The 26,931-nt window shown below is 48.3% G+C and carries 16 protein-coding genes; 6 read left to right on the top strand and 10 right to left on the bottom strand.

The window, feature by feature from the left end:
- Positions 1-144 precede the first annotated feature (144 nt).
- From VNQ80_RS16265 to VNQ80_RS16255, 3 genes are all read left to right on the top strand, one after another.
- Positions 145-2,289 (top strand): DUF5722 domain-containing protein, encoded by a 2,145-nt coding sequence (locus VNQ80_RS16265; protein ID WP_325640572.1) that lies wholly within the window; start codon positions 145-147, stop codon positions 2,287-2,289.
- A 65-nt stretch (positions 2,290-2,354) separates the two neighbouring features.
- Positions 2,355-3,821, top strand: a complete 1,467-nt coding sequence (locus tag VNQ80_RS16260; RefSeq protein WP_325640570.1) for a hypothetical protein — start codon at positions 2,355-2,357, stop codon at positions 3,819-3,821.
- 23 nt (positions 3,822-3,844) lie between these two features.
- On the top strand, positions 3,845-5,659 hold the full coding sequence (locus VNQ80_RS16255; RefSeq protein ID WP_325640569.1) for a hypothetical protein: 1,815 nt from the start codon (positions 3,845-3,847) through the stop codon (positions 5,657-5,659).
- Between the two features lie 25 nt (positions 5,660-5,684).
- Here VNQ80_RS16255 and VNQ80_RS16250 read toward each other — a convergent pair whose 3' ends face one another.
- Positions 5,685-6,968, bottom strand: a complete 1,284-nt coding sequence (locus VNQ80_RS16250; RefSeq protein ID WP_325640567.1) for a metallophosphoesterase — start codon at positions 6,966-6,968, stop codon at positions 5,685-5,687.
- 8 nt (positions 6,969-6,976) lie between these two features.
- Complete coding sequence (hemH, locus tag VNQ80_RS16245; RefSeq protein WP_325640565.1) at positions 6,977-8,059, bottom strand: ferrochelatase; 1,083 nt, start codon at positions 8,057-8,059, stop codon at positions 6,977-6,979.
- 260 nt (positions 8,060-8,319) lie between these two features.
- Between hemH and VNQ80_RS16240 the strand changes: the two genes are divergently transcribed.
- A complete protein-coding gene (locus tag VNQ80_RS16240) occupies positions 8,320-9,309 on the top strand; it encodes a cellulase family glycosylhydrolase (protein ID WP_325640563.1) in 990 nt (329 codons plus the stop codon).
- A gap of 20 nt (positions 9,310-9,329) precedes the next feature.
- Here the strand turns inward: VNQ80_RS16240 and VNQ80_RS16235 are convergent, their stop codons facing one another.
- Positions 9,330-10,178 carry a 4-hydroxy-3-methylbut-2-enyl diphosphate reductase gene (locus tag VNQ80_RS16235; RefSeq protein WP_325640561.1) on the bottom strand — a complete coding sequence of 283 codons (849 nt, stop codon included), beginning with the start codon at positions 10,176-10,178 and terminating at the stop codon, positions 9,330-9,332.
- Positions 10,179-10,306: 128 nt separating this feature from the next.
- Positions 10,307-11,461, bottom strand: a complete 1,155-nt coding sequence (locus VNQ80_RS16230) for a serine hydrolase domain-containing protein (RefSeq protein WP_325640559.1) — start codon at positions 11,459-11,461, stop codon at positions 10,307-10,309.
- Between the two features lie 128 nt (positions 11,462-11,589).
- On the opposite strand from VNQ80_RS16230, the gene VNQ80_RS16225 reads away from it, so the two are divergent.
- Entirely contained in the window at positions 11,590-11,799 is a 210-nt protein-coding gene (locus VNQ80_RS16225; protein WP_325640557.1) for a type II toxin-antitoxin system VapB family antitoxin, read from the top strand.
- Complete coding sequence (locus VNQ80_RS16220; protein WP_325640555.1) at positions 11,786-12,169, top strand: PIN domain-containing protein; 384 nt, start codon at positions 11,786-11,788, stop codon at positions 12,167-12,169. Before VNQ80_RS16225 ends, VNQ80_RS16220 begins: the two co-directional genes overlap by 14 nt.
- A gap of 3 nt (positions 12,170-12,172) precedes the next feature.
- On the opposite strand, the gene VNQ80_RS16215 is transcribed toward VNQ80_RS16220, so the two are convergent.
- From VNQ80_RS16215 to VNQ80_RS16190, 6 genes are all read right to left on the bottom strand, one after another.
- Complete coding sequence (locus tag VNQ80_RS16215) at positions 12,173-14,581, bottom strand: ABC transporter permease (RefSeq protein WP_325640553.1); 2,409 nt, start codon at positions 14,579-14,581, stop codon at positions 12,173-12,175.
- Between the two features lie 30 nt (positions 14,582-14,611).
- Positions 14,612-17,038: an FtsX-like permease family protein gene (locus tag VNQ80_RS16210; RefSeq protein WP_325640551.1), complete on the bottom strand. Its 2,427-nt coding sequence runs from the start codon at positions 17,036-17,038 to the stop codon at positions 14,612-14,614.
- A gap of 86 nt (positions 17,039-17,124) precedes the next feature.
- Complete coding sequence (locus tag VNQ80_RS16205; RefSeq protein ID WP_325640549.1) at positions 17,125-19,497, bottom strand: ABC transporter permease; 2,373 nt, start codon at positions 19,495-19,497, stop codon at positions 17,125-17,127.
- A gap of 72 nt (positions 19,498-19,569) precedes the next feature.
- On the bottom strand, positions 19,570-21,996 hold the full coding sequence (locus VNQ80_RS16200; RefSeq protein WP_325640547.1) for an ABC transporter permease: 2,427 nt from the start codon (positions 21,994-21,996) through the stop codon (positions 19,570-19,572).
- Between the two features lie 52 nt (positions 21,997-22,048).
- Entirely contained in the window at positions 22,049-24,463 is a 2,415-nt protein-coding gene (locus VNQ80_RS16195; protein WP_325640546.1) for an ABC transporter permease, read from the bottom strand.
- A 67-nt stretch (positions 24,464-24,530) separates the two neighbouring features.
- A complete protein-coding gene (locus VNQ80_RS16190) occupies positions 24,531-26,906 on the bottom strand; it encodes an ABC transporter permease (protein ID WP_325640545.1) in 2,376 nt (791 codons plus the stop codon).
- Positions 26,907-26,931: the final 25 nt, after the last annotated feature.

Genomic DNA, 26,931 nt, shown 5'->3' with positions numbered 1-26,931 from the left:
CATTTGAAATTTATAGCCTAGCGTAATGCCGAGGACCTCATAACCGAGGCGAAGCGCTAGAGGGACTTGCCCGTTAGCGATATCGCGGGCATCTTAGAAGTAAAGGAAGTATGAAGTAATATTAAAATGAAGAAATTTGGTCAAATGAAGAGAAAAAATCACGTTAATATTTATTTCATCACGTTGATAATCACTTCAATTTCGTTGTTTTCCTGCAAGAAGAAGATTGAAGTAGAAACGCCCATCTTATTGAAACCTAAAATCGAATACCTGAAACTGGATGGTAATTCGGCCAATCAACTAACGATATCTGAGACGGAAAAAGATAGTTACGCCATCAACACCACCGGTGAAGACCCGTATGTTCTTACCAAAGGGATTTCGAAATCGCTCCACCAAGATTCGGTGGTGCTTACATTCGAGTATAAGTCTAACAAAGACATTGATAAACTGCAACTCTTTTTCGGGCCCTCTTTTTCGGAAGGGCGCTCAGTTTCCGCTATATCGGTTCCGGCAGCGTCAACATGGAAAAGCTACTCGATAGTGCTCAAGAAACCGATCAAAGACTTCTCTTGGGGGAAAGACGGGGATCTGCTCCGGCTTGATTTCGGAACGAACAGTGGGGTACGCGTCGAAATCCGGAATATCTATTTCAGGAAGATGAATTCGAACGAACAAAAGGAGTTTGACGCGCAGGAAGCACAGATTCAGAAAGATGAAACGATAAAGGAGGCATTGTCAGCCTATTTGAAAAAGCGTTATTCTTCTCGAATCAGCGCCGTCAAGGTAAATCAGACTGAAATCACGATTTCGGGAGAAGTCAGTGGCGAGGGAAAATTCAGCTTGAGTGAAATCTATCCTAACGATACGCTGGTCATTAAGGCGCATTTTGAAAATAAGGTTTCAATAGATAACGGGGCGTTCCGAATTACGCTGCCTCGGAAGGATATCAAAGGCGGTCTGGAATACGATCGACTTCTTTCGAGGTGGGTGGTTGTAAAGGAGGAAGGCGACAAGGAGTCCATCGACTCACATGCGCGGTACGCCGACGATATTGAATCTGTGCAAACGGTGCCTCCCGGCGTCTTGCAAAGCAAGAAAGGGTTAGGTGGATTCTTCATGAACCAGTATGCGAGCGACTTGGACGATCTTGGCATCGCCAGTATCACGGTAAATATTCCGTTTACTGCGATGATGTACGCCAGCCCCGCGGCTAATACAATTCCCCATACTTACGGCGGAAAAGAGTATTATTTTTCGACCAGTTATCTTGCTTCAATAGATAATGCCCTGAAGCTTGCGGCCTCTAAGGGCATTGTAGTGGCGGCTATTATCTTGGTACAGAAGGCGTCTGAATGTGCTGATCCGGCGATAGGTAGCTTGCTGCAACACCCGGACTTTACCCCTGAAGGTATATATACCATGCCCAACCTGACAACAGATGAAGGGGTTCATTGCTACGCTGCGGCAATTGATTTCCTCGCATCGCGTTACAATCGCGTGGATAATGCATACGGCAGGATCCATAAGTGGATAATGCACAATGAGGTAGACGCAGGTCTTACTTGGACCAATATGGGAAGAAAGCCAATGTTGAATTACTTGGATACCTACATCCGTTCGATGAGGATCTGCCACAACATATCTCGTCAATACGACCCCAATAGCGAGGTGATGGGATCATTTACCCATTCTTGGGTAGACCCGATTGAACTCTACTCATCTAAAGAAATGTTAACGGCTTTGCAGCAATTCAGTACACTGGAAGGAGATTTTCAGTGGGGTATTGCTTACCACCCCTATCCCCAGGATCTCAATGAGCCGAAAACATGGAATGACAATAAGGCGACCTTCAGCAGCAATAGCGCCTTGGTCACTTTCAAAAATCTGGAAGTTATTGATCAATGGGTAAAACAACCCGAAAACAAGTACGAAGCCAACGTGAAAAGAACACTATGGCTATCGGAAAATGGCACGAACTCGAGGACCTACGAGGATAAGGACTTAGCGGAGCAGGCGGCAGGTTTTGCGTATGCTTGGAAAAAGCTGAAGAATCTTGATGGAATTGATGCCATTCAATGGCATAATTGGATCGATAACCGAGTAGAATACGGCTTGCGGATCGGCCTGCGTAGATTTCCCGACGATGAGACGGACCCTGCGGGAAGAAAACCAGTTTGGTTCGCTTACGAAGCTGCCGGCACGGAAAAAGAAGACGAAGTGTTCGATCAGTTCAAGTCGATTATCGGGATTAACGATTGGAATGAAATAATGCGTCCTGTTTTCTAGTGATACCCGGCTTCAACGATTATCAGGAACTGCACAATGAAATGTTAAGTCACAAAAAAATGAAGATGCTTATCCGAAAGATCCATCTCGCTTCGGCCGTTATCCTGTTGTTTGCCTGTGGAGACAATACAGCGACAGAAAAAACAACAGCGAATCAGGGAGGGACTTCAAATTCCATATTCCGCCTAAAAGGCAACGGTTGGGACATTTACGACGGTGGAGCCTACCGGTATGGACCGTCGGTCATTCTTAATGATAACGGATCTATTGACGCATGGTTTGCGGCCCCGGGGGATTTCTACGGCTCCTGGAACAGTCTTTACAACAAGACAGGCAATCACCATGCGGTATCTGTGTCTACGTACGGGTCGGTAGGGCAAAAATTCATGGCCGACAAACCGTTTTGGGGCGTGAAGGTGATCAGCCCGAACTGGAACGGTCAGCCGTGCGGATTGACATTCCGGATATTCAAATGGGATGACGACGAGATGAGTTACTCCGAGGTGGTCAAGCAAACGCCGGTAGCCACGGGGAAATTTGTTGATTACGCCGACGGGGAGAAAATCGGGGTAACGAATGAGGAAAAATTTCCAGCCGGCACTTATCTTTGGGAGGTTTCCGAGGCCTTGACAGATCATTCGGGAGTATGGCTGAACGAGGGGGAAGTTGCGGGGGTTGAAAGTTATCAGAACGGAATGCCTGTTCCGGGCCATAAACATTGGCAAGCGATGTGGGCGGAACACAAAACGAGCGGTGACCTGTTCTGGGATCAAGCCTCTTATCAAACCTCTACCGACGGAGGACGGACGTGGTCAGCTGAGGTCATGTCGTTACTGCCTACAGAGTTCACTTCTGATCACTATTCCGTTTGTGATCCGGGAGTCGCCTTTTGGAACGGATATTACTATATCGGCTATACCTCTACCGAGAACCCGGCGATGACGCAAAATAACGTCTATGTGGCACGTGGTAAAAGCCCACTGGGCCCTTGGGAAAAGTGGGAAGGCAATGGTTGGGGCACCCAGCCCGTGCCGGTTATCCATTATGATGGGGACCCCACGGCTTTCGGAGCAGGAGAACCATCCATTGTGGTGTTGGATAATACGATCTATTTTTATTATTCGTGGAATGACGAAGGGGTAACGACACGGGTGGCTACCGCGTCTGCCGACGATCCTGACTGGCCAGGAAACCTAACCCTTCACGGTGTAGCAATGGACAAGAGTGGAATTGCTGGCGCAGATCACAGTGATGTGAAGTACCGGAAAGATATCGGGAAATTCCAAGCCATCCATACGGCATCGCGAATGACAGAGGACGGGTATATCGTGCTTTGGCAATCCGACGACGGCATGACATTTAAAAAGATAGCGGATATACACGACAATGTGATGCCGGGCATTCATAATTGCGGGTGGAGTGGGGATCACAAAGGTCATATTGCTCCGGGAAATCGGCAATACATTTCTTATGCTTACGGAATAGGAACTTGGGGGCAATGGAATACCCGGTGGGTAGAAATTGAATGGTAATTATTAATTTTAAGTCAAGTCATATGTTAGCTAATTTAAGAAAATTTACCCTTGTATGTGGTCTGATTACTTTTTTGGCAGGCTTCCCGGCCTGGGCGCAACAAATAAATAGCGATCAATGGTCCGCGACCGATGCGCTGGGAAGGAAAGTCGGGGAATATTCCGACACACAGCATAAAAAGGATAAATTTGTGGCTATGTTTTATTGGACATGGCACCAAGGAAACGACGACACCACAACCACTGTCAAGAATATTACCGAAATAGTCCGCGAGCATCCTGAAGCCATGAAGGACTACAACCATCCGGCATGGGGAAAGCATAAGCCGGGCTTCTTCTTCTGGGAACAACCTTTACTGGGTTACTATAAAACGACCGATCCGTGGGTATTGAGGAAACACGCCGAAATGCTTGCCGATGCCAAAGTTGACGCTGTCTTTTTCGATTGTACCAACGGCAGTATCACTTGGCAGGAGTCGTACGAGGCGTTGATGAGCACGTGGGACCAGGCGCAGAAAGATGGGGTAAAAGTTCCGAAGATCGCGTTCATGCTCCCGTTTGGTTATTCCGAGAATTCGCTGACATCGCTCCGGCAGCTCTACCGGGACGTGTATCAACCGGGTAGGTACGAAAATCTCTGGTTTTACTGGAAAGGGAAGCCCTGTATTATGGGATACCCCGATAACCTGACCGACACTGAGCAGGATAAGGAGATCGCCGAATTTTTCACCTTCAGGCCTGGGCAACCCGACTATGTAGACGGACCCAAACGCGACAATCAATGGGGTTGGCTCGAGAACTATCCCCAGCACGGATACGTGAAACAACCGGATGGAACCTTCGAACAGGTGACTGTAGGGATTGCACAGAATGCGGCCCCGGAAACAGATGGTCATTGTAGCGCATTTAACCTGCCTGGAGCACAAGGACGCAGCTATACGGTAAGAAATGGGTTCGACCCGCGGGTGGATGGCTATTTATATGGCTGGAATTTCCTGGAGCAATGGGACAGGGCGTATGAGCTCGACCCGGAGTTGGTCTTCGTCACCGGCTGGAATGAATTTATCGCCGGACAATGGCTCCCGGAACACGGGTGGACCGGAAAACCGTTTTCTTTCGTGGACCAGTTTGATTGGGAGAGGAGTCGGGATATCGAACCTAACAAAGGATGGGGCGACAAGGGCGATGTCTATTACTTGCAGCTGGTAGACCGGGTCAGAAAATTCAAAGGGATGTCACTCTCGAATACGGTTTCCGCCCCGCAAACAATCAAAATCGGGAAATCGGCCGAGCAGTGGGAAGGTGTACTGCCTGAGTACCGTCATTATAAGGGCAATACGTTCCATCGGGATCACCCAGGAAGGAACAACATGTACTATACCAACCAAACAGGAAGGAACGACATCGTGTTGGCGAAGACAGCCAGAGACGCCGACCACATCTATTTTTATGTGGAAACAGCTGAAAAACTGACTTCTTATAAAGATAGGAACTGGATGATGCTTTTTATTGATACCGACCGGGATAAATCGACCGGATGGAACGGTTATGATTACATCATCAACCGTGTATCTCCTTCGTCAAAAACGGTGGTCGTAGAGAAGAACGTAGGGAACAGATGGGAATGGGTAAAAGCGGCGGAAGCACCTTATGCTGTAAATGAAAATTATCTGGAAATTAAAGTTGCCAGGCAGCTATTATCCCTCGAAGACAAAAAACTGGATATTGAGTTCAAATGGAACGACAATATGCAGGAGAACGGTAACATAATGGATTTCTATGTAAACGGCGATACGGCCCCCGGTGGTAGATTCAATTTTGTATTCACGGGGGAATAATAATTCACAATTCAAAGGGAATTCCTCAGCTTGTACGGCTTTGGGGTTCCCCTTTAACCAGTTCAAAGACTGTAATTTCTGGCAGGATACCCACCCGGCCGGGGTAGCCAAGGAAACCGAAACCGGTGTTGACATAGAGCTGCTGTTGCCCTTGCCGATAGAGCCCGGCCCATTCTTTGTAAATGTACTGTGCGGGGCTCCATTTGATGTTGCCCATGCGTACGCCGAACTGCATGCCGTGGGTATGGCCTGCGAACATCACATCTACATCAGGCTGCGAGAGCACCTGGGCTCGCCAATGCGATGGGTCATGCGATAGCAGTAATTTCACCGGTACTTCTTCCGTACCTTGTAGCGCTAGGTCTAGGCGTCCGTGTTTCGGAAAACGTCCTGTACCCCAGTTTTCCACCCCGATAATACCAATCTCCTCATTATTGATCTTTAGCTTCCGGTTTTCGTTGAGGAGTAGATTCCAACCCATTACCCTGTGCACATCTTTCACGTCCTGTAGGTTTTTTGTCTTCGCGGTGGATGGTTCGGGGCCAAAATGGTAATCGCCGTAGTCGTGGTTCCCCAATGTGGAGAAAACCCCCAACGGTGCTTGTACTTTGGCGAAGATATCTTGGTAGTCACGCATTTCATTGGCTAGGTAGTTTACCAAGTCTCCGGTGAAGAAAACGACATCCGGCTTCTCGGCCAACAGTAGATCGACACCCCCCTGCACGGCAGTTTTGTTGTAAAAGCTGCCGGAATGGACATCAGACAGCTGGCCGATTTTCATGCCGTGGAACTCCTTGGGTAGATTGGGCAGGTAAAGCTTCTCTCGGCGCACACGGTAATCGTATGCACCCGAAATGACCCCCCATCCAAGCGGAGCCATCGGTGCTGCGGCCACCAATATACCCGCTTTGGTGAGAAATTGGGAACGGCTGATGCCCTTCACCGGTTTCTCCGGCAATGGTGAGTCGCTATTTTGCACCGGTTCAACCTGTGCCTTCTTGGGCTTCTTGGGTATAAGCAACCGCTTCAACCATACTCCTCCCCGTCGGATATCGTCGGCAAGCAAGATCAGGATAAAGGTAAACTTACTGATGAACGTGAGGAAGAATGCCACCAAGATGATCGATCGAAACATCAGGGGGATGCTGATATAGATGCTGACAAAAATGCAGATTGTCAGCAATAAGCTGTACCCCCACCAGATTTTCGGAAAAAGCGGTGAGGCTGCCCATTGGAGCTGGGTAGCACGCAGCGCCTTATAGATATAAAAATCTATCAGGAGTAAGACTATGGTGTTAAAAACTATCATTTACCCGTTCATTCTACAACGTTCGATTCGCGCGATGGGTGGTTGTGCAGGTAGGAATCGTTTGGCGTTTCGCCGGTCGCCAGTCGTTCCAAAGCCGATATCCAAAGCGGGTGATCGTTGAGGCTCTCTACCAATTGCACATGTTCCCCTCCCAACTCCTTGAACTCGATTGCATATTCTGTGCCAATCTCGTAGATGGTTTCGAGGCAGTCGGCTACGAATGCGGGACTAAAAACAAGCAGACGTTTCGCCCCGTTGTCCGCTACTTTCTTGAGTGCATCGGTTGTATAAGGTTGTACCCAGGGAGTTTTGCCCAAGCGCGACTGGAAACACACGGTATAACGGTCAGCGCCCACTCCCATTTTCTCGGCCAATAACCGGGTCGTCGCATAACATTGGGCTACGTAGCAATAGCGGTTATGTTCGTTGATGCGTTCGCGGCAACCTGCCGTTTCACAGCGGTGCGTTCCATCGGCCGCGACATCGTTTAACTGCCGTACAGGTAAACCGTGGTAGCTGAATAAGATATGGTCGTAAGTTTTCGGGTCGTGCTTCTTTGCATTTTCAACAAACACATCGGTCATCAGCTCATTGTCGTAAAAATCATTGACAATAGAAACTTCGGGAAAGGTATGCCATGAACGCATCAGCTCCATCACTTTGTCGATTACCGAACCTGTACTTGCCGAAGCATACTGCGGAAAGAGGGGAATAATACGCAGCTGTTCCAAATTCATCGGTTTCAGCTTCGCGAGTGCTGACGCGATGGACGGGTTTTGATAGCGCATGGCCAGCTCCACATGGTATCCATCGCCCAGACGCTCTTGGAGTAACCGTTGCTGGAGCAAACTATAATGCAGTAAGGGCGACCCAGTTGCTTCATCCCACACCTCACGGTAAAGCTTGGCCGAGTTGGGTGCCCGGAACGGCACGATGATTCCCCTTACCAGGAAGAAGCGTCGCCATGCCGGGATATCAATGACACGGCCGTCCATCAGAAACTCATTTAGGTATCGCCGCACATCGGGCACAGAAGGACTGTCGGGCGTGCCTAGGTTGACCAATAAAATTCCTTTCTTTGCTTTGCTCATGACGGGCAAAGATACATAATTATGGTGCCGGGCTACCTAAAACGGTGACAATTTGATGCTTAGATGACGGTAATGAACTACTTTTGAAGCTCAAGAAAAGAAGAGAATAGCGAAAAGACCGTTAGGTACGAAAATTGTGGTTTAAGCGTTTTGTGAAAAGTAACCAGCATTTAAGGCAGCTATTTCTATTAACAGTTCTCTTGTTATTGTTAAGTGCAAGTTATAAGAATGGAAAGAGCAGGCAACCTACAAATACACGATTGCAGCATATCACGGCAGATGGAAGACAGCTGATAGACGAAAGCGGCCGTACATTTCGGGTATGGGGGCTCAATTATGGTGCTGGTGGCGGCGACGGATTAACAGCGCACTTTTGGACGTCGGAATCGGGATGGGAGGAGCTTACCAAAGACTGGTACGACATGAAAGGGTTGGGGGCAAACACCGTACGAGTTCATCTCCAAGCCCATGAGTTCCTGCTGGATGCCGAAACGGTGAATGCGGGTGCGATTGAAAACCTCCAACGGCTAGTAAGTCTATCGGAGGAGGTAGGGATGTATCTGCTGATTACTGGTCTTGGTGCATACGTCGAAGCTGACCAGCCCATTTGGTATAACGGGCTCGACGATGAGGCGCGCTGGGTAGCACACGAGACTTTTTGGGGAGAAATTGCAAAAGCCGTCGGGCATAGCCCCGCCGTATTGGGCTACGACCTGATGAATGAACCCATTGTGGCGGTAAAGCCCGAGGAGGGCTGGACTCCGGGCGAGCCCTATGGTGGGTTCAACTATGTGCAGAACATTGCGTTGTCCACCAACGGGAAAACGCAGATGGAAGTCCTGGGCGAATGGATTGACCGATTGACGGCTGCTATCCGCGCATACGATTCGCGCCACTTTGTGACGGTGGGCTTTCTTTCGTTTCCGGTTTATAACACGATGGGTCCCCGCTTAAGCTGCATGACCATCCACCTATACCCGAAGGAGGACGATGTGGCGGCATCCGATAAATCCATCGACGACTTTACATCCAACCGAATACCTTTGATGGTTACGGAAATATCACCGCTCTATGGCTCGCCAAACTTCATAGCCGATTTTATCAGACGCCATAACAACAGGGTTAGCGGGTGGATATGGCATTACCATGGGGAAACGCCTGAAGAAATCGGTGAACCGGAAACCATTATCAAAGCACTGTGGAAGGAAGCGTTAACGAAATTTCGAGCGATGGCGCCTCAGCAAAAGTAAGTTAGGTTTTCTTTCAGCCATCAATAACTTTCTATTGCTGCTTTCACTTGCTCCATCAGCCACATCGGTGTGGAGGTGGCACCGCAAATGCCCACGGTATCGCCCGACTCAAAATTTTCGGGATTCAATTCAGACGGGTCAGATACGAAATAGCTATTGGGATTATGTTGGAGGCAGACGTCATACAGCACCTTCCCATTGGAGGATTTTCTGCCCGAAACAAAGACAACCTTATCGTATTTGCGGGCAAAGTCGCCCAGGTCTTCGTATCGATTGGACACTTGTCGGCATATGGTATCGTTTGCTTTCACGTCGTATCCCCGGTTAATCAGTTCGTCTTTGATGGCGTAGAATTTATCCACGCTCTTGGTCGTCTGGCTGTATAGCGTAAAGCTGTCGGGGAGTTCCACGCCGTCCAATTCGGCGATATCCTGGAAAACGAGGGCGTCGCCACCGGTCTGCCCTTGCAAACCGATGACCTCGGCATGCCCGTGTTTTCCGTAGATGAGGACTTTCTCTTTCTTGTCGAACGACGTCTTCACCCGGTTTTGCAATTTAAGCACTACTGGGCAGGACGCATCGATCAGCGTAATGTTGTTTTCCAGTGCAATTCGATAGGTTTCGGGTGCTTCACCATGTGCACGAATCAGTACTTTTTCATTTTTCAGCTCAGGTAGCTGGTCATGGCCGATGATGCGGAGTCCCTTGGCTTTGAGGCGAGCCACCTCCTCATCGTTATGTACGATGTCGCCCAAGCAGTACAGATACCCATCTTCCGCAAGGATTTCTTCGGCCATATCGATGGCATACACCACCCCGAAGCAAAATCCGGAATCCTTGTCAATGGTTGCCTGTAAGTTGAGTCCCATGCCTATGCAAACTTAGATAAATTTGCTTTTATAAACAATTTAATCGCTTTGGATATAAAAGTATAGTTATCGATCTCTCCGCTGCCGCTAAGAAGCAGTCCTGTAGCGGAAAGGTAGGCAATAAATTGTCATAATACGAAATGGCGGTACAGGCAATTAATGAGATCGCGGTGGATATCGGGAAAATCGTCCGTGTATGACGTGCGGCTGCCGTTGATGATGACCACAAAGCCGAACTTTTCCTGCGGCTGGAAGAACATCGCGCTGTTGAGGCCGTATGCCAATCCGGTATGGCCCTTCATAATTTCGCCCGAAATCAGATTGTCTTTTGTTTGCAGTGCCAGCCCGTATCCTTTACCCGCCGGTACCGAAGTTTGCATGGTCCGTGCGCTTTCCTTCGATAGGATGCGCGTGTTGCCAAGCACGCCATAGTTCATGTGCATGGTCATGTACGTGGCCAGATCGGCTGCAGAGATTTTCATACCGCCTGTTGGTGAAAAGATGGGAGCACTGTATCCCATCTTGTAATCTTTCAATGCCATGGAGGGTGAGCGGTAGGCGGCGGGTGACGCAATAAACCGGTTGCTGTCAGCATCATATGTATATAGTGTGGCAAACCGCATGCTATCCAGCTCGTTCACATTATAGCTTGCATACAGGCCCAAGGGTTCGAGTACATGTTTGCGAACATATTGGTCAAAGCGTTCGCCGCTATGTTTTTCGAGTATGGAGCCCGCGAGGTTGAAGTTAAGATTGCAGTATTGGTAGGAGGTACCGGGTGCATAGTCGTTGTAGGCTTTTGCCCAATCGGAGTTCTTTTCAGGATTGAATGTGTCTAATGTAAAGTAGCCGTTTTTGTCGCTAATGCTTGAGGTGTGCGACAAGACCATGCGCAGGGTGATGACCGAATCGGGGTAGTTCGGGTTGCGTATAGGGAAGCCGATTAGCTTGCCCACATCATCGTCGAGCGAAAGCTTCCCGGCATCTACCAGTTGCATGAGGCCAGTGGCCACGAATGATTTGGAAATGGAAGCAATGCGGAAGACATCGTCATTCTCGAGCGGCTCCTGTGTGGCGAGGTCCCTGAATCCGAAGGATTGGTTATAGATGATTTCATCTCCCTTCACTACGGCGACGGATGCCCCCACGGCATCGTATTTGGTCATGATGGCGGCGATGTCTTCTGCCGTCGTGGAAGTAGACTGTGCGGTAGCTGCTAGTGTCGCCGTAATGAGGACGAGGGTAGTTAGCAGGGCTTTCGTCGTACGATATCTTTTCATCATGCAGTGAGCTGGTAAACGAAGGTACGAATTTCTGTGACTTAACACGGGCTGAAATGCGTGGCAATATTTTGATGTTTTCCAAATTTCACGTATTTTTGCATAAATAATGGTGAGGACTAGCATAGATAATGATGAGAACAACAGTGGATATTCCCGAAGAGCTGATTGCTGAAGCAATGGCACTCACCAATACGAAAACTAAAAATCAATTGATTAAGGAAGTATTGGAAGCACACATTAAGCGAATCAAGCGGAAGCGTTTAGTTGCGTTGAAAGGTACACTCGATTTCGACATCGATTTAGATACACTCCGGGGAAGGGAAGATGTCAAGATATAGCGTATTGGTAGATAGTTCCGTTTGGATACAGTATTTTAAGTCGGCCGATACCCCCATACTCGATCAATTATTGGAAGAAGACTTTGTTTGCACAAATGATTTGATATTGACAGAATTGCAGCCGGTGTTGGTTCATCGAGGTCGGCACGATATCCTTGAAGGGTTGCTCGCATTGGAAAGGATTCCACTTCGAATAGACTGGCAGCTTATCAGTGAATATCAATTGATGAACCTCAAAAATGGTATTAACAAGGTTGGTATTCCCGATTTAATTATCGTTCAGCAGGTTATCGACCAGAAGCTAACACTGTTCAGTTTCGATAAGCATTTTAAGTTGATGCATAATTTCCTGAATTTTGATTTGATATAGCGTTTATTCATCCCTCAGACTATCCACGGGATTCGCTACTGCAGCCCGAATGGCCTGCCAGCTCACGGTAAGCAGTGCGATCGTCACCGCCGCCAGTCCCGCTATGACGAACATCCACCATTGGATATCGGTTCGGTAAGCAAAATCTTCCAGCCATCTGTTCATCACCCACCACGCGATGGGTGAGGCGATGACAATGGCCAAACACACTGATTTCACAAAACCTTTGGAAAGCATCATTACAATGCCTGAAACTGATGCTCCCAACACCTTCCGGATACCAATTTCTTTCACACGTAGGCCTAATGTATGCACAATGAGGCCGAAGATACCCATCGTAGCAAGCAACATCGTGAGCAGGCTGAACAAGCGGAATAACCCCTGTAGTTTTTCTTCAGCTTCATATTGTTGGGCTAATGTCTCTTTGACCACTTGGATATCAAACAGTTTTTCAGGGTACAGCTCTTTCCATACTACTGCGATATCTCGCATAACGGCAGATTCCATGCCCGGTCTTGTACGGAGAAGCAATGCACCGTAAGAAGGGTCACGATAGCCCACAATAACCGTTGGTACCGTTTGTTTATGGAGGGATTCACTGTTAAAGTCTTCCACAATACCCACGGGCATGAAGCCAGCGTTATGCAGCGGCTGGTTCAATTCTGCTACTTGGAGAAGGCGAGCGGTGCTAGCGGACATCACGCAAGGTCGCACAGTATTCATCGCTTCAAAATCATTAGCTTGGATGGCATCCCCCATTCTGACCGGATCAAGAAACCGGCCTTCCTTTAGTCGCAAACCGAGGGTCCGGGCCATAGAGGGCTCACCATCAATGGACCAAAGTTCGATTTGCTTGGTGGGGTCGTGGGGATTTGGTACGGTATTTAACGTTGGTCCCGCACCATCTGTAGGCAACCAATTGGTAAAACTTAAGGATTGGATAGCCGGATTCCTCAATAATTCGGTGCGCAGTGTGTTTGATTTATTATCCCAAGACACATGGTTGATGCTGAGCAGTCCATCGGTATCGAACCCAACGTCCTTGGTTTTGAGAAAATCTACCTGTTGCTGAACAACCAGCATGGATACGAGGATCGCGATGGAAATAGCAAACTGGGCTACAACAAGACTTTTTCGTAGCCACCCTTGGCTGGTTTTACCCGCCTTCAGCACCTCTTGCATGGTGCCCATTACACGGAAGCCAGATACTAACCAAGCCGGGTATAATCCGCTGAACAGGCAAATGGAAAAGAACGCGATAAGGGCGTATGCGAGATAAGGCCCCGCAGCCGTGAAGCTGAATGCCAGTGGATGGCCGATAAATCGCTCCATGGCTGGGAAAGCCAGCTGATAGCATACCCACGATAAACCACCGGCTACGCTGAAAATGAGCAGTGATTCGAGTAATGATTGCAACAAAATCCGTTTACGCGAAGCACCCAGTATTTTCTGCACACCAGTCTCTTTCAATCGGCTGCTGGCGTGCGCCGTGCTGAGGTTGATGTAGTTGATACTGGCAATGAGCAGCAGCAATGCTGCTACGGCGGCGAAAATATAGCTGTGTTTTATATTGCCTTTTACGAATTGGTACGCGGGGAAATCCGTTTTCAAGTAGATGTCGGACATTGGTTGCAGGGCAAACCGTATGTTGTCTTTTTCAGTAAACTGGGCGTACCAACTGTTTATCTTTTGCTCAAACAGCCGGGGGTCGGTCCCTTCACGCAGCAGGATGTAATGTCTTGCATACCGCATCCCTGGGCCTTTGCCGTCTTTGGCGAGCGCGTGTTCTTTACGTTCTCTTAGTAAAATCATATCTGCCCGCAGGTGGGTATTCGATGGGATGTCTTTCATCACACCAGCCACCATGTATTCGTTGGCTTTTTCGCCATATTGGGGCACATCATAAACCCGTTGCCCCAACGGATTTTTCCCGGAAAAATGGGTCTTGCTGAACGATTCGGATAAGATGATTTTATTGATGTCTCCTGCGGGAGTAATATCTTCGTGCGCAAGTAAGTTGATGTCCAACAGCTGTAGCACTACCGTATCTGCGTGAAGCATCGTTGTTTCGAGTGGTAGCGGGTCGGTCTTTTCAATTTTCAGGTGAGCGGATACGGGATAGATTTCACTGTAATCGGCTACTTCGGGAAAGTATTGCTTTAATGCCGGTGCAAGCCCGGCGTAAACCGTTCCGCCCTTTTGGGAATAAGCGCCACCACCCTCCCGGATGGATAACAAGCGATAGGTGTCGGCTGAACGGCTCCATTGCTTGTCGTAAGACAGTTCATCGATTACGACCGTACCGATCAACAAACAAGCGGTGATACCCAACGTCAAGCCGAAAATATGGATAAGTGTATATAGCTTTCCTTTCTTCAGGCTACGGAGGGCAATTTTTATCGCGTATTTCATAAATTTATATACTTACTCATCTTTATATACTTACTCATCCCGCAACGACTCAACCGGGTTGACTACCGCTGCCCGTATGGCCTGCCAGCCAACCGTTAGTAGCGCAGTTGCCCCGGCGATCACTCCAGCCAAAGCAAATATCCACCACGCCACGTCGATACGGTAAGCGAAATCTTCCAACCACCGGGTCATCGCCCACCACGCGATGGGCGAGGCAATGACGAGGGCAATCGCCACCAATTTGATATAATCAATGGCGAATAGCCGTACAATGCTAGCGACGGATGCTCCCAGGACCTTTCGGATGCCGATTTCTTTCACACGTTGTCCGGTGGCCTGTACGACCAGCCCGAAGATACCCAGTGACGCTAAAAATAAGGTTAGGATACTGAAAAGTGTAAACAAGTAACTTAACTTCGTTTCTTTTTCATATTGATTTTTGACCAAATCTTCCAGCCAATCCAGTCTCAGCGTTTGTTCGGGATGGAATTGCTTCCACAGTAGGTTGAGGTTACGCATCACGCGTGATTCATACCCTGCTTTCACTTTTATTAGCACGGAGGCATAATTTAGATCGCCATCTAGCTGGATAACGGTGGGTTTAATAGGGTCCCGAAGGGAAACGCTGTGAAAATCGTCGATAATACCTACTGGAGTAGCATTCATTAACGGCGCAGATTCTTCGAGCATTGGTATTTCAAGCTGTTTAGCAGTGTTGGCCGTCAGCAACACCTTGGAAGACTTTAGGGGGCTCATCAGCCCCGCTTCATCGATCCTGAACGCCGTTGTTGCGGTGTTTACGTCCCGATTGTCAAAAAGGCGCCCATCCAAAAGACGAAAACCCAGTAATGCCGGTAAATCGGTATCGCCAATGATAAAGTTAAGTTCTATGGTTTCGGCCGGACGTTGGGGATGGGGCAGCTTCATGACCATATCACCGGTACCAAGGGTTGGGACCCATCTTGTGAAGCTGACCTGATCGACACCGGGAATCTGAGATATTTCGTGTTTCAGTGCACCGCTGGAACCTCTCGTGTTGAAAGAGCGTATGGTTAGCACATTGGAAGGGTTGAACCCTAGGTCTTTATCTGCCATAAACCGCATCTGCCGCCAAACGGTAATCATGCCAATAAGCACTAGCAGAGCAAGGCCAAATTGGGTTGCTATCAGTATTTTGCGAGCGGTGGAAACGGTTGACAGATTACTTGCTCCAAAACGATTTTTTAAGGCATTGCTTGCCTTAAAACCCGATATCATTGTGGCGGGGTAGGTGCTGGTAATCAATCCGATAAATAAAACCAGTAAAAGAAGCGACAAGAATAACGGCATATCGCCGATTAGACTTACGGTAAGTTCATGGCCAATAAATTGATTCAAGGGCCGTAGAAATAACGCGTAAAGGCTACAGGCAAGTACCATGGAAATACCAAAGAACAACAACCCTTCGACCAAGAACTGGGAAGTAAGCTGGCTTTTTGAAGCTCCTACGACTTTACGGATACCTGTTTCGCGCAATCGCCTGATCGCACGGGCACTGCTAAGGTTGACAAAGTTGATGCACGCGATAGCCAAAAGAAGTACGGCGACTATGGAGAAAATAAACATATCGCTCGGGCTGCCTTTTACGTCTTGATCTGCGAAGTCCGATTTTAAATAGATATCACCGATGGGTTGAAACTCATACGAACTTATCGCTCCTTTTTTGCTGTCTGGTACGTCAGTCAAAAAATTGCGATACCAATGATTGACTTTTTTCGTAAATGCGGCTATATCCGTATTAGGTTTCATCAAGATCAGTTCCTCTTCGTAGTAGCCGTCCCACCCATTACGGCTAAGCGCTCGGGGAGACGCTTTGGTAACGTGCAACCCTTCAGCCCGAAGGTAGGTATTCGTCGGTAAATCCGCTATTACGCCTGTGATTAGAAATGGAGTGGCATTGGCTCCGCTATAGAGGATTTTACCTATCGGGTTTTCATTTGGGAAATTTTGTTGCCGAAACCGATCGGTGATGATCAGGTTATTCACATCGTTGGTATAATGTTGTGGATTGCCTGCCGTGATGGTAAAATCGAGCATGTTCCACACATTGGTATCGGCCCTTATGACCTTCATGTGAGTGGGTTCACCATCGGTTTTTGCCTTACGGAAGTCGTAACGCCATGTGTGTATCTTCGAAGTGGCTTCCACTTCTGGAAAATTGTCTTTAAGTGCATCGCCGAGGCCTGCGGGTGCTAAGGCTTTCTTGCCGGCTAGTGCCCGAGTAGAGTCGTGGGTAATGATGCGGTACAGGTCGTCTTTACGCGTCCAGAACTTATCGTAAGACAAATTATCCAGTACAACGGTACTTACCAGCATACATGCGCATAGCCCGATAGTGAGACCTGCAACATTGATAATTGAATAGACGTTATCTTTGGCTATCGTGCGCCAAGCAATTTTAAAATAGTTCTTTATCATTCTTTAGTAGTTAGTACAAAGTACTTAGTCGTTGGAAAAGTCAATCTTTACTCCATCAATCCTTGCTCCTTCATCCAATAAACCCATCACTCGTCCCTCAAACTATCCACGGGATTGGCCACTGCTGCTTTGAACGTTCTGAAACCGACTACGATTAACATACTGCAAAGCGTGAATAGGCCGGTAAGTGCAAAGAACCACCAAGGAATTTCAATGCGATACGCAAAATCCTCCAGCCAATCGCTCATTATCCACCAAGCGGTTGGGAAAGCGATCACTGCCGCTAGGCAGACTAATTTAAAGAAATTCATGGAGAGGAGACACATAATGGAATATACCGAGGCTCCAAACACCTTACGGATGCCGATTTCCCTTACTTTACGCTCTACGGTATAGACGACGATACCAAATACGCCTAAAACCGCTAACAACATGCTGATTCCACTGAATAACAGCAACTGGTGAAATTGTTTCCGTTCACTTTGGTATTGATCGATAAGCATTTCGTCTGTCCAATTCATTCGGGGCAACCGACCGGGAAACGTTTGGTTCCAAGCAGCCTCCACCGCTGCCAAGGCCTCTCTTTCTTTGCCTTTGGCAACCCGGACCAATAGGCACCCCCGGTCCAACTCGTGCCGACCCTGGAGTATAACCGCTTCTATCGGTTCGCGAAGACTGTTGAAATGGAAATCTTGTATAATCCCCACGGGTATGCCATGACCATTTTGGTCCGCTTCGTTCAGTGTCGCACCCAAACGAAGAGCAGCTGTTTGTGTATATAATGCATTTGGAAAGTCGACCATATAGCCCTCATCCCATCCGTCCACATTCGTAAGGTTATCTTTTGCGAAGGAGTTGCTCAACATACGCCCATCCATGAGCCTGAATCCGATTACGCTCAAAAAGTCGAAATCGGCCTCAATAAAAGAGGTTTCCACGGCTTCATTTGGGTTATCCGGAGCGGTGATACGCCTGGTCACGTAGTGGCCGCTCCCCGGTGCCCAATGGGATAAACTTACTGCGGTGATGCCCGGCTGTTGCAATAGTGTCTGCTTGAATGCCGCGCCTTTCCCTTCCCACGACATGTAGTCCAAAACGAGGAGATTAGCAGGCTCATAGCCCAAATCTTTCTCCAGCATGTACCGCAACTGTTGCCGAATGGTAAGCATACCCACTAAGACAAGCATGGCAATGCTGAACTGCAAAACAATAAGTGTGCTGGTTAGGCCGGTTTTCAATGGGATGCGGAGAATTTCCATCCGTTTTTTCAACGCATGGGAGGTTTTTGTTTTTGCCAACGACCACGCTGGTGCTAAACCGCAACTCAATCCTAGGCCCAGCCATCCTACCAGCAGAAGCGAGCCCAACAGGAGTGAACGGTGAAATACCAAGGTAAGCGAATAGCCAATGTATGTTTCTATTCCCGGAATTACCAGTAGGTAGAGAAAAAAGGCCATTGCAAAGGACAAACCGAAGAATACTAGACTTTCGGTGACGCCCTGCAGGACCAGTTGGACCCGTCGGGCGCCAAATGTTTTCCGCACACCCATCTCCAGCGAGCGTTTCAGTGCATGGGCAAAACTCAAATTGATGAAATTGATGCTGGCTAGTGTCAATATTAATAAGCCGATTCCTGCTAGCACATAGACGTCCCTCGGTTCTTTTTTGGCACCAAAGCCGGAACGCAGATGGATATCTCGGATAGCCTGAAACTCAAAACCGCTTCGATACTCGTCCGCTTTCTGTGTCAAATAATCTTGGTACCAAGTGTTTGTTTGGGTTGTCAGCATACCCATATCGGTACCTTTCTTTATCCGCACATATTGTTTGGTAACATAGCCTGCACCGTAAGGGCTTAGCGCTTGGCTTTCTTTTTCAGAAAGCTCGATGGCCTCCGCACGTAAGTGCGTATTTTGTGGTAAATCACGGATAATAGCCGTTACTATATAGGGTTGTGGTTCACCCTGGTTAGGCCGGTTATAAAAGGTTTCGCCAATCACTTTTACACCTTTGAAATATTCCCGATGTAGGCTTTCCGTAATCACCAGATTCTTGACGCCGGCAATGATTTGTTTCGGATTACCTTCCAAGCAGTACGTATCAAATAGGTTGAAGAAGTTGGTATCGGTATCCAACGTGGCAAGCGTTATGTGCCGGTTAGTGGATTGGTCAAGTATCAGGTTCAGTTTTGCCGTACTTAGATTGGTGTGTTCAAGGATCGAGGGGAACTGCTGTTTCAAGGCGTTCCCGAGGCCTGCGAGAGCACCCGGGCCCCGATAGAGGATATTTCCATCCTGGTCGGTGTTCACTGAATTGATAGCGAATAATTCGTCGGATAATGTCCATTGCTTATCGTACGACAGATCATCCATAACCAATGTTGTAATGCACATCACCACGGTGAGGCCGATGGTCAGCCCCGTTAAGTTTATAACGGAGTAGGCTCGATTGCTTAACATTGTGCGCCAAGCGATTTTAAAATGGTTCTTGATCATTTTTTAGGTTTCTTCCATCCTTATTCCAATTCCTTATTACTCATCCCTCAAACTGTCCACTGGATTGGCCACCGCTGCCCGTATGGCTTGCCAACTGACGGTAAGGAGGGCGATCACCATCGCCACCAGTCCGGCAGTAGCAAACATCCACCACTGGATGTCGATTCGGTAAGCGAAATCTTCCAGCCATTTGGTCATCGCCCACCAGGCTATCGGGGTGGCGATGAGAATTGCCAGAAACACCAGTTTGACAAAGTCTCGCGATAAAAGGGCCACGATCTCCGATACCGATGCGCCTAGTACCTTGCGGATACCGACCTCTTTTACCCGTTGTTGGGTTACAAACATGGCCATCGCCAATATGCCGAGTGCGGAAATGAGCAAGCTCATAGCGGCAAACACCATCGAGAAAACCAAGGCTTTTCGATCACTCTTGTAAAGCCGGTCGAATTCCTCATCCAAAAAAGTATATTCAAAAGGTTTATCGGGATATTGTCTTTTCCAAGCCGCTTCCGTAACAGCGAGTGCTTCGGCAACACGTCCATCTTGGGCCTCTACCATGAATTTGCCTCCCATCGCGTGCTGATCAAGTTCAATGATTACTGGCTCAATCGGTTGGTGTAGGCTGGCGTGATGGAAATCTTTGACGACTCCGATAATTGTCCCTTGGTACATACCGAGCACATCGAAAGTAGTACCCACGACCGGTTCGTTTAAGCCAAAAGCATTAATTGCGGTCTCGTTGATAATGATGTTATTTTGGTCGGAGACATTGTTGTCGTCAAACCACCGGCCTGCGACTAATTCAATATCGGCCAAATCCAGGTAGTCGTGGTCGACCCATAACCGTACAGCTTTCGGGAGGTTCCCTTTTTTGGGATAGCCAATCCACTCATGTTCAACTCCCATGCTTCTGGGGTTATCGATTAACGAAGCCCCGTTAACACGCGTGACTGCCTTGATTGAACTGTTTCGCAAAAGCTCCTCTTTAAGGGTATTAACGCCACGGAGGTAGTTGGCTTGCTCCGGAGACCCGGGGTAAATCACCTCGCCCGTGTTTGTCTTTCTTTGGAAGATAAAAACTTGGTCCATCTGGTATGCTTCGGTAGCTAGCTGGATATACTTGAATTGCCTATGAATGACGATAACGGCTACCACCATGGCAACAGCAAGAACCATCTGGCCCACCATCAACATCTCACGGAACCGACGGTTGTCGCTGTGTTCCAAAACCCGCCCTTTGAAGAGATTGAGCGGACTGGCTTTGCCAGTCAGTAAAGCTGGATAAACCCCTGTGAGGAGCATGACCACCACAAAGGTGGCTGCCAGCAAAACCAAGGTTTCTACGTCGGCCAAGGAAAATACCAGCGAGGTTTCAAAATACCGATTGAAATGCGGTAATAGTAAAACGACGAGTAATAGGGTTACTACCGAGCTGATAAGAACCGTTACCAGTGTTTCGGTCATTATTTGGTTGAATAGTTGCCACTTGGCAGCTCCGCTTACTTTTCGGATGCCGATTTCCTTATGACGGGTAGTCATCCGCGCTATCGAAAGGTTGACGAAATTTACACTTGCCGTAAGTAGTAACAAAAATGCTAGCGCCGAAAATATGACGATTGATTGTTTGTTACCTTGCGGTAATGTTGAGAATTGGAACCCTCCCAAATGAATACCGGATAAGGGAACCAAATGATGGTGAAATTCCCCTTCTTCTTTGTAGGGTTGATTTTTCGCGAATATCGGTGTTATCTTAGACGCGATTACCGCGGGGTCTGCGTTGCGATGTGGTTTGATGATGACGTAGGGGATGTATGCACCCCATTCATCTGTATAATTTTGGAAGTAGGTCTTCTTTAACAAATCCTGATGGGGCAGTAAGACCCCTTGATGAAAGGTAGAATTTGCGGGGACATCGGCAAATACCGCTACAACCGTGGTAGGAATGCTGTCGACGACGATTGTTTTTCCAACCGCGGGTTCCCTACCAAAATAATGTTCGGCTTTAGACTCGCTGATGGCGATGACATTCGGCTCGGTCCGCAACCGATCGAATGACCCTGCGGTGATCCGGTAATCAAGTAGGTTTATCCAATTTGAATCAATGAATAAAAGGTCCCTTTCAAAAAAGCGTTTGTCATCCAAAGCAAACACCAGATCCATATAGCTTCCAGGAAAAGCCACAGCAACCCGCTCTACCTCGGGGATTTCTGATTTGATAGCTTGGCTGGCGGCATATGGCGCTGACTCGCTATACTCGCCGCTACCGCTGTTGAATTCAGTTAACAAAAAAATGTGGTCGGCATCGCTATTCACGGAGTTATATGAGCGTTCGTGCTGTACCCACAACAGAATCAACACGACGACCGATAAGGCGACAGCCAGCCCACCAATGTTAATGACGTTAGGAAGAATATTCCGATACAATGATCTGAATGCGATGCTGAAATAGTTTTTTATCATTTGTTTCGTAGTTGGTACAACACACGCTTTTTGCCCTAATTCCGATTTCTAATTACTCATCCCGCAACGACTCCACCGGGTTGGCCACCGCTGCCCGGATGGCCTGTCCACTTATGGTGAGCAGCGCTATCACTACGGCCACTAATCCCGCCAGCGCAAACATCCACCATTGGATTTCGATGCGGTAGGCGAAATTAGCAAGCCATCGATCCATCGCAAACCAAGCGATCGGAAAGGCAATCAGTGAAGCAACGAGTACCAATTTCAAAAAGCCTTTAGACAGCAATTGCGTTACCTGTGTTACGGTAGCTCCCAATACCTTCCTTATCCCAATTTCTTTGATTCGTTGTTCTGCCGTAAAGGTTGCTAACCCAAACAACCCAAGACACGCCACCAATATGGTCAGTACGGTGAACATATTAAGAATAATGGCTGTTTCCTGCTCGGCGGCATAGGTATGACGGAACAGGTCGTCCATGAATGCGTACGTAAAGGGCTCGCCTGTACCAAAGTCATCCCATTGCTGCTCCATTGTTGCCAGCAAGCCCGAGATATCCGGTGTGTTTATTTTAAAGATGAGTCCGCCTTCGGGATGAAGTGTCAAAAACAGCGGACTGATGGCCTCGTGCAACGACTTGAAATGGAAGTTTTTTACCACGCCGACTATACGGAAAGGAAAGTTATCGCCTTTCGGACTGTTTTGCCTGATTATGGTTTTGCCTACAGCGATTGATGCGTCCCAACCCAAGGCCCTTGCCGCGGTCTCATTTACAATAATTCCTGAAGAGTCCGTGGCGAGATCTTTGGAAAAATTCCTTCCTTGGATGATGTGCATACCCAATGTTGGGATATAATCTTCATCCACATGATAATCTACTCCATTTACAATATGCTTATCGTTGCCTTGCGGGTAGGCCAGTGCATTGTTGTAATGGCTGGGCCCGGCGGGCTTATACCACGATGCCGTTGCGCTTACTACCCTTGAATCCTGCAATAGCTGCCGTTTAAATACCTGTTCATTGTTGCCCAGTGCATAAGAATTTGGGATGGTGATGAGCTGTTCTTTATCGAAACCGAGATCCTTGTTTTGTATATACCTCATTTGCTCGTACACGACTATGGTCCCGATAATGAGCGTTACTGAAACAAAGAACTGAAACACGACAAGTCCACTTCTTAGGCTGACGGTTTTAACGCGGCCCGAGGGCTTGCCCTTTAGCACTGCGACAGGCTTGAATGAAGACAAGTAAAAAGCCGGATAAATACCAGCAATTGCACCCACCAGCATGCCCAAGCAGACCAGGGCGAGCGTAGGTCCAACATCAATGGTTAACTCCTTGCCCGAAATGTGATTGAACGCCGGTAAGACGAGCTGCACCAGTATGAATGCGACCATTAGCGAAAAACACGAGATGAGAGTCGATTCGGATAGGAATTGTTTGATGAGTTGGAACCTACCAGAGCCTACCACCTTCCTTATCCCGACCTCCTTTGCCCGTTTGGATGCGCCCGCTGTAGAAAGGTTGACGAAGTTGATGCAGGCCACCGCCACCATAAACAGGGCAATACCCGAAAAGATGTACACAAACGCCTTATTCCCGCCTGGCTGAAATTCCGTTGTCGTGTAGGAATTAAGATGGATATCCGACAAGGGTTGTAAGTCAAATCCAAGCCGATTGCCTTGGGTGGTGAATTGCTCCAAGCTTATGCCCATGTGCTCCTGAATCTGCGGACCCATATAGGTCTTAACCATTTGCGGAAACCTGGCTTCCAACTGTTCCAGGTCGCTGCCCGACCTTAACAGGAGATAGGTGTGAAATCCGCCATACATCCACGAATCAGACTTCGCATCGGCGTAGCCCACCATGGAACCCAATAAATCGAAGTGGAAATGGGAATTGACAGGAATGTCTTCGATGACACCCGTTACCACATAAGGTTGGTTGCCATCATCGGTCAATACGATGGTTTTCCCGATCGCATTTTCTTCGCCAAAATATTTCCTGGCGGTAGATTGTGTGATGACGACCGTGTGGGGTTTGAGCAAGGCCGTTTCGGAGTTGCCCTCAACCATCGGTAGCGTGAAGATGCTGAAGACATTGGGGTCGGCGAAAGCAAACCGGTCGCCTTCAAATACGTCATCTCCATGCAGCCACTTTCGGTAGCCATAATCGAGCAGCCTGGTGGCATCCTGTACTTCCGGGAAGTCGTTCACCATGGTTTGGGCCACCGGAGCCATCACAATGCTTTCGTTTATTTTGCCGCCATTGATGTCGGCACGGAAAACCATCCGCACGATATTCGGGGCATGCTCATGGAACTTATCATAGCTTAACTCATCCTGTACATACAGCATGATAATAAAACATGCCGCGACACCCAGTGACAAGCCAGCGATATTGATGGATGAAAATAGCTTGTTCCTTATCAGGTTCCGCCAGGCAATTTTGAAATAGTTTCTAATCATTTTTTAGACATTAAACATCAGACCATAGCGTCCTTATTCCTTGCTCTTTCCATCTTTATTCTACTAATCACTCGTCACGCAGTGACTCCACCGGATTGGCCACCGCTGCCCGTATGGCCTGCCAGCTTACGGTCAGCAGCGCGATGACCACCGCTGCCGATCCTGCCACGGCAAACATCCACCATTGGATATCGATGCGGTAGGCGAAGTCTTCCAGCCATTTGTTCATGGCCCACCACGCAATCGGTGAGGCGATGACGACGGCCATCACCACGAGTTTAATGAAATCCGTCGAAAGTAGCCTTACGATACCCGATACTGATGCGCCCAGTACCTTGCGGATACCGATTTCCTTTACCCGTTGCTGGGCAAAAATCGTGGATAGCCCCAATAGTCCCATGCATGCGATCAGTAATATCAACAAGGCCACATAATTGGTTACCACCAATATCCCGTCGAGCAGGGCATACTGGTTGGCCACCCGCTCATCCATCACCTGATAGGCAAATGTCTTTTTGGACGGGATTTGTTTGAAAGCATCCGTTAGTTCGGCCATGATCTGCGTTTTGCGTTGGGGGTCAATGCGGATACTTAAGTAACTGTTGGATGCAAGCCCAGCTTCGCCCCCATAAAAATGGATTAAAGGGCCTATGGCATGAGCAAGGCTACCATAGTGAAAATCTTTCATTACACCGATAACAGTGACCACTTGGTCCGACCCATTTTGGCGGAGTTTTTTCCCGATCGGGTCTGTCCAACCAAACGCCGTCGCCGCCGTTTCATTGATGAGTATTTTATCGTCTTCCGTCGCCTTGAGGCGATCGTCGAAATTCCGACCGGCAACAATCGGGATCTGGAACGTTTCGGCAAAACCGGCATCGGCCTGCAAGTACTGAATATATCTCTCCGTGCCACCTTCAACATCGGCAAAACCATTGCCATTACCCCAATAAGCGGTAGGGATTTCTTGAGAAGTAGAAATAGCTTTTACGTAAGGATTGGCTTTCAGCGATTGAAGCATGACATCGAAACGGCTGTCCGCTTGTTCGGGCTGCTCAAATGCGAGGTCCAGCGTACCTACAACCACATCTTCAGCGTTGAAACCTAGCGGCGTACTTTTCATGTGCCGGATTTGCTTGTTCAGGATAAAAGCCATGCATAGGAATGTGATGCCCAGTACAAACTGTGTAGTGATGAAGGTATTCCGGATACCGCTTTTCCCCATCTTATTGCTAACCTTTCCTTTAACGGCTTCCGTTAGCCTCAGGCTATTGAGGCGTAAGCTAGGTATGATAGCGGCAAGAAATACAGCTGCTAACGCAACGGCAGCAACCAGGATAGCCACAGCATATCCTGGTTGCAAATCCACTTGGCCCAAACTTCCGCCTATCACATCGTTTAAGAGCCTCAGTAAAACCAACCGGAAGATAATCAAGCCCAAAATGAGCGATAGTATCATCACAAGACCGTTTTCTATACCGAATTGCACGAGACTATTCCATTTGGAGGAACCGACGATCCGCCGTACGGCGACATCCTTGGTGCGCCTGAATAAGATGGCCATATTGAGGTTAATCAAGTTAACCACGATGATCAACAAGATAAAGACAGCTGCGGCAACTGCTCCGATGATGACCTTACGCACCGTATCTCCTACTTCTGTTTTCAGCTGGGTAAAAGGGACAACGTTTACCACATTGTTGTTTATCTGGGGGGCGTAATGGTGTTGGACAATACCCGCGATTTTCTGGTTTAAGCGTTCGGGGTCGGCCCCGTCTCGGAGCACAAGGTACCCCGGCGCAAAGACATTGTACCAATTGGCCATTTCCTCAAAGCCGTCTACATGGTCCCGGAGAAACTGTACTGGGAGAAACACATCCGCAGCGAGGGAGGAAGTTGCCGGTATGTCCAGTACGCCGGTTACCGTACGTGGGATGCTATCCGATACGATGACCATTTCGCCCAATGCCGGTTTATCACCAAATAGTTGGGTCTTTACCCGTTTGGAAATAACCAGCGATTGGCTTTCGTGCATGGCTGTTGTCGGCTCCCCCTCCGCCAGTTTGAATGAAAACAGCTGTAAAAAATCAGGGTCTACATAGACGGTATTCTCCTGAACCTCATACTCTCCGAACGACAACCAAGGATTGTAACCGATTTGCCAGTGGGAGGCTGCTTCCACTTCCGGGCAGGTGGCGGCAATCTCATCCAGCAAAGGGAATGTGGTTTGTTGATGGCTGTTTCCGTCCGGCGTAGTTGTTTTGAGGTAATACATCCTATCCTTCCGCTCGTGGAATTCATCGCGCGAGAAGTATTGGTTTACCAACAACGCTAGCGACAGTATGCTAGCCAGCCCGAACGCTAGCCCTAGGATATTGATGAGCGTGAAAACTTTGTTGCGCCAAAGGTTCCGCCAAGCCGTTTTGATGTAATTGGTTATCATATTTTAGTGTTTAGTAAGAAGTCCT

This window comes from Parapedobacter sp. (assembly GCF_035556095.1).
Lineage (GTDB): Bacteria > Bacteroidota > Bacteroidia > Sphingobacteriales > Sphingobacteriaceae > Parapedobacter.
Note: the sequence above shows the minus strand (reverse complement) of the source record. Positions and strands in the feature narration are given on the sequence as shown.

Bases quoted from the DNA above. Each gene is read 5' to 3' on its own strand.
- VNQ80_RS16265 (WP_325640572.1), top strand. From the start codon at position 145: ATGAAGAGAAAAAATCACGTTAATATTTATTTCATCACGTTGATAATC.
- VNQ80_RS16260 (WP_325640570.1), top strand. From the start codon at position 2,355: ATGCTTATCCGAAAGATCCATCTCGCTTCGGCCGTTATCCTGTTGTTT.
- VNQ80_RS16255 (WP_325640569.1), top strand. From the start codon at position 3,845: ATGTTAGCTAATTTAAGAAAATTTACCCTTGTATGTGGTCTGATTACT.
- VNQ80_RS16250 (WP_325640567.1), bottom strand. From the start codon at position 6,968: ATGATAGTTTTTAACACCATAGTCTTACTCCTGATAGATTTTTATATC.
- hemH (WP_325640565.1), bottom strand. From the start codon at position 8,059: ATGAGCAAAGCAAAGAAAGGAATTTTATTGGTCAACCTAGGCACGCCC.
- VNQ80_RS16235 (WP_325640561.1), bottom strand. From the start codon at position 10,178: ATGGGACTCAACTTACAGGCAACCATTGACAAGGATTCCGGATTTTGC.
- VNQ80_RS16230 (WP_325640559.1), bottom strand. From the start codon at position 11,461: ATGATGAAAAGATATCGTACGACGAAAGCCCTGCTAACTACCCTCGTC.
- VNQ80_RS16225 (WP_325640557.1), top strand. From the start codon at position 11,590: ATGATGAGAACAACAGTGGATATTCCCGAAGAGCTGATTGCTGAAGCA.
- VNQ80_RS16220 (WP_325640555.1), top strand. From the start codon at position 11,786: ATGTCAAGATATAGCGTATTGGTAGATAGTTCCGTTTGGATACAGTAT.
- VNQ80_RS16215 (WP_325640553.1), bottom strand. From the start codon at position 14,581: ATGAAATACGCGATAAAAATTGCCCTCCGTAGCCTGAAGAAAGGAAAG.
- VNQ80_RS16210 (WP_325640551.1), bottom strand. From the start codon at position 17,038: ATGATAAAGAACTATTTTAAAATTGCTTGGCGCACGATAGCCAAAGAT.
- VNQ80_RS16205 (WP_325640549.1), bottom strand. From the start codon at position 19,497: ATGTTAAGCAATCGAGCCTACTCCGTTATAAACTTAACGGGGCTGACC.
- VNQ80_RS16200 (WP_325640547.1), bottom strand. From the start codon at position 21,996: ATGATAAAAAACTATTTCAGCATCGCATTCAGATCATTGTATCGGAAT.
- VNQ80_RS16195 (WP_325640546.1), bottom strand. From the start codon at position 24,463: ATGATTAGAAACTATTTCAAAATTGCCTGGCGGAACCTGATAAGGAAC.
- VNQ80_RS16190 (WP_325640545.1), bottom strand. From the start codon at position 26,906: ATGATAACCAATTACATCAAAACGGCTTGGCGGAACCTTTGGCGCAAC.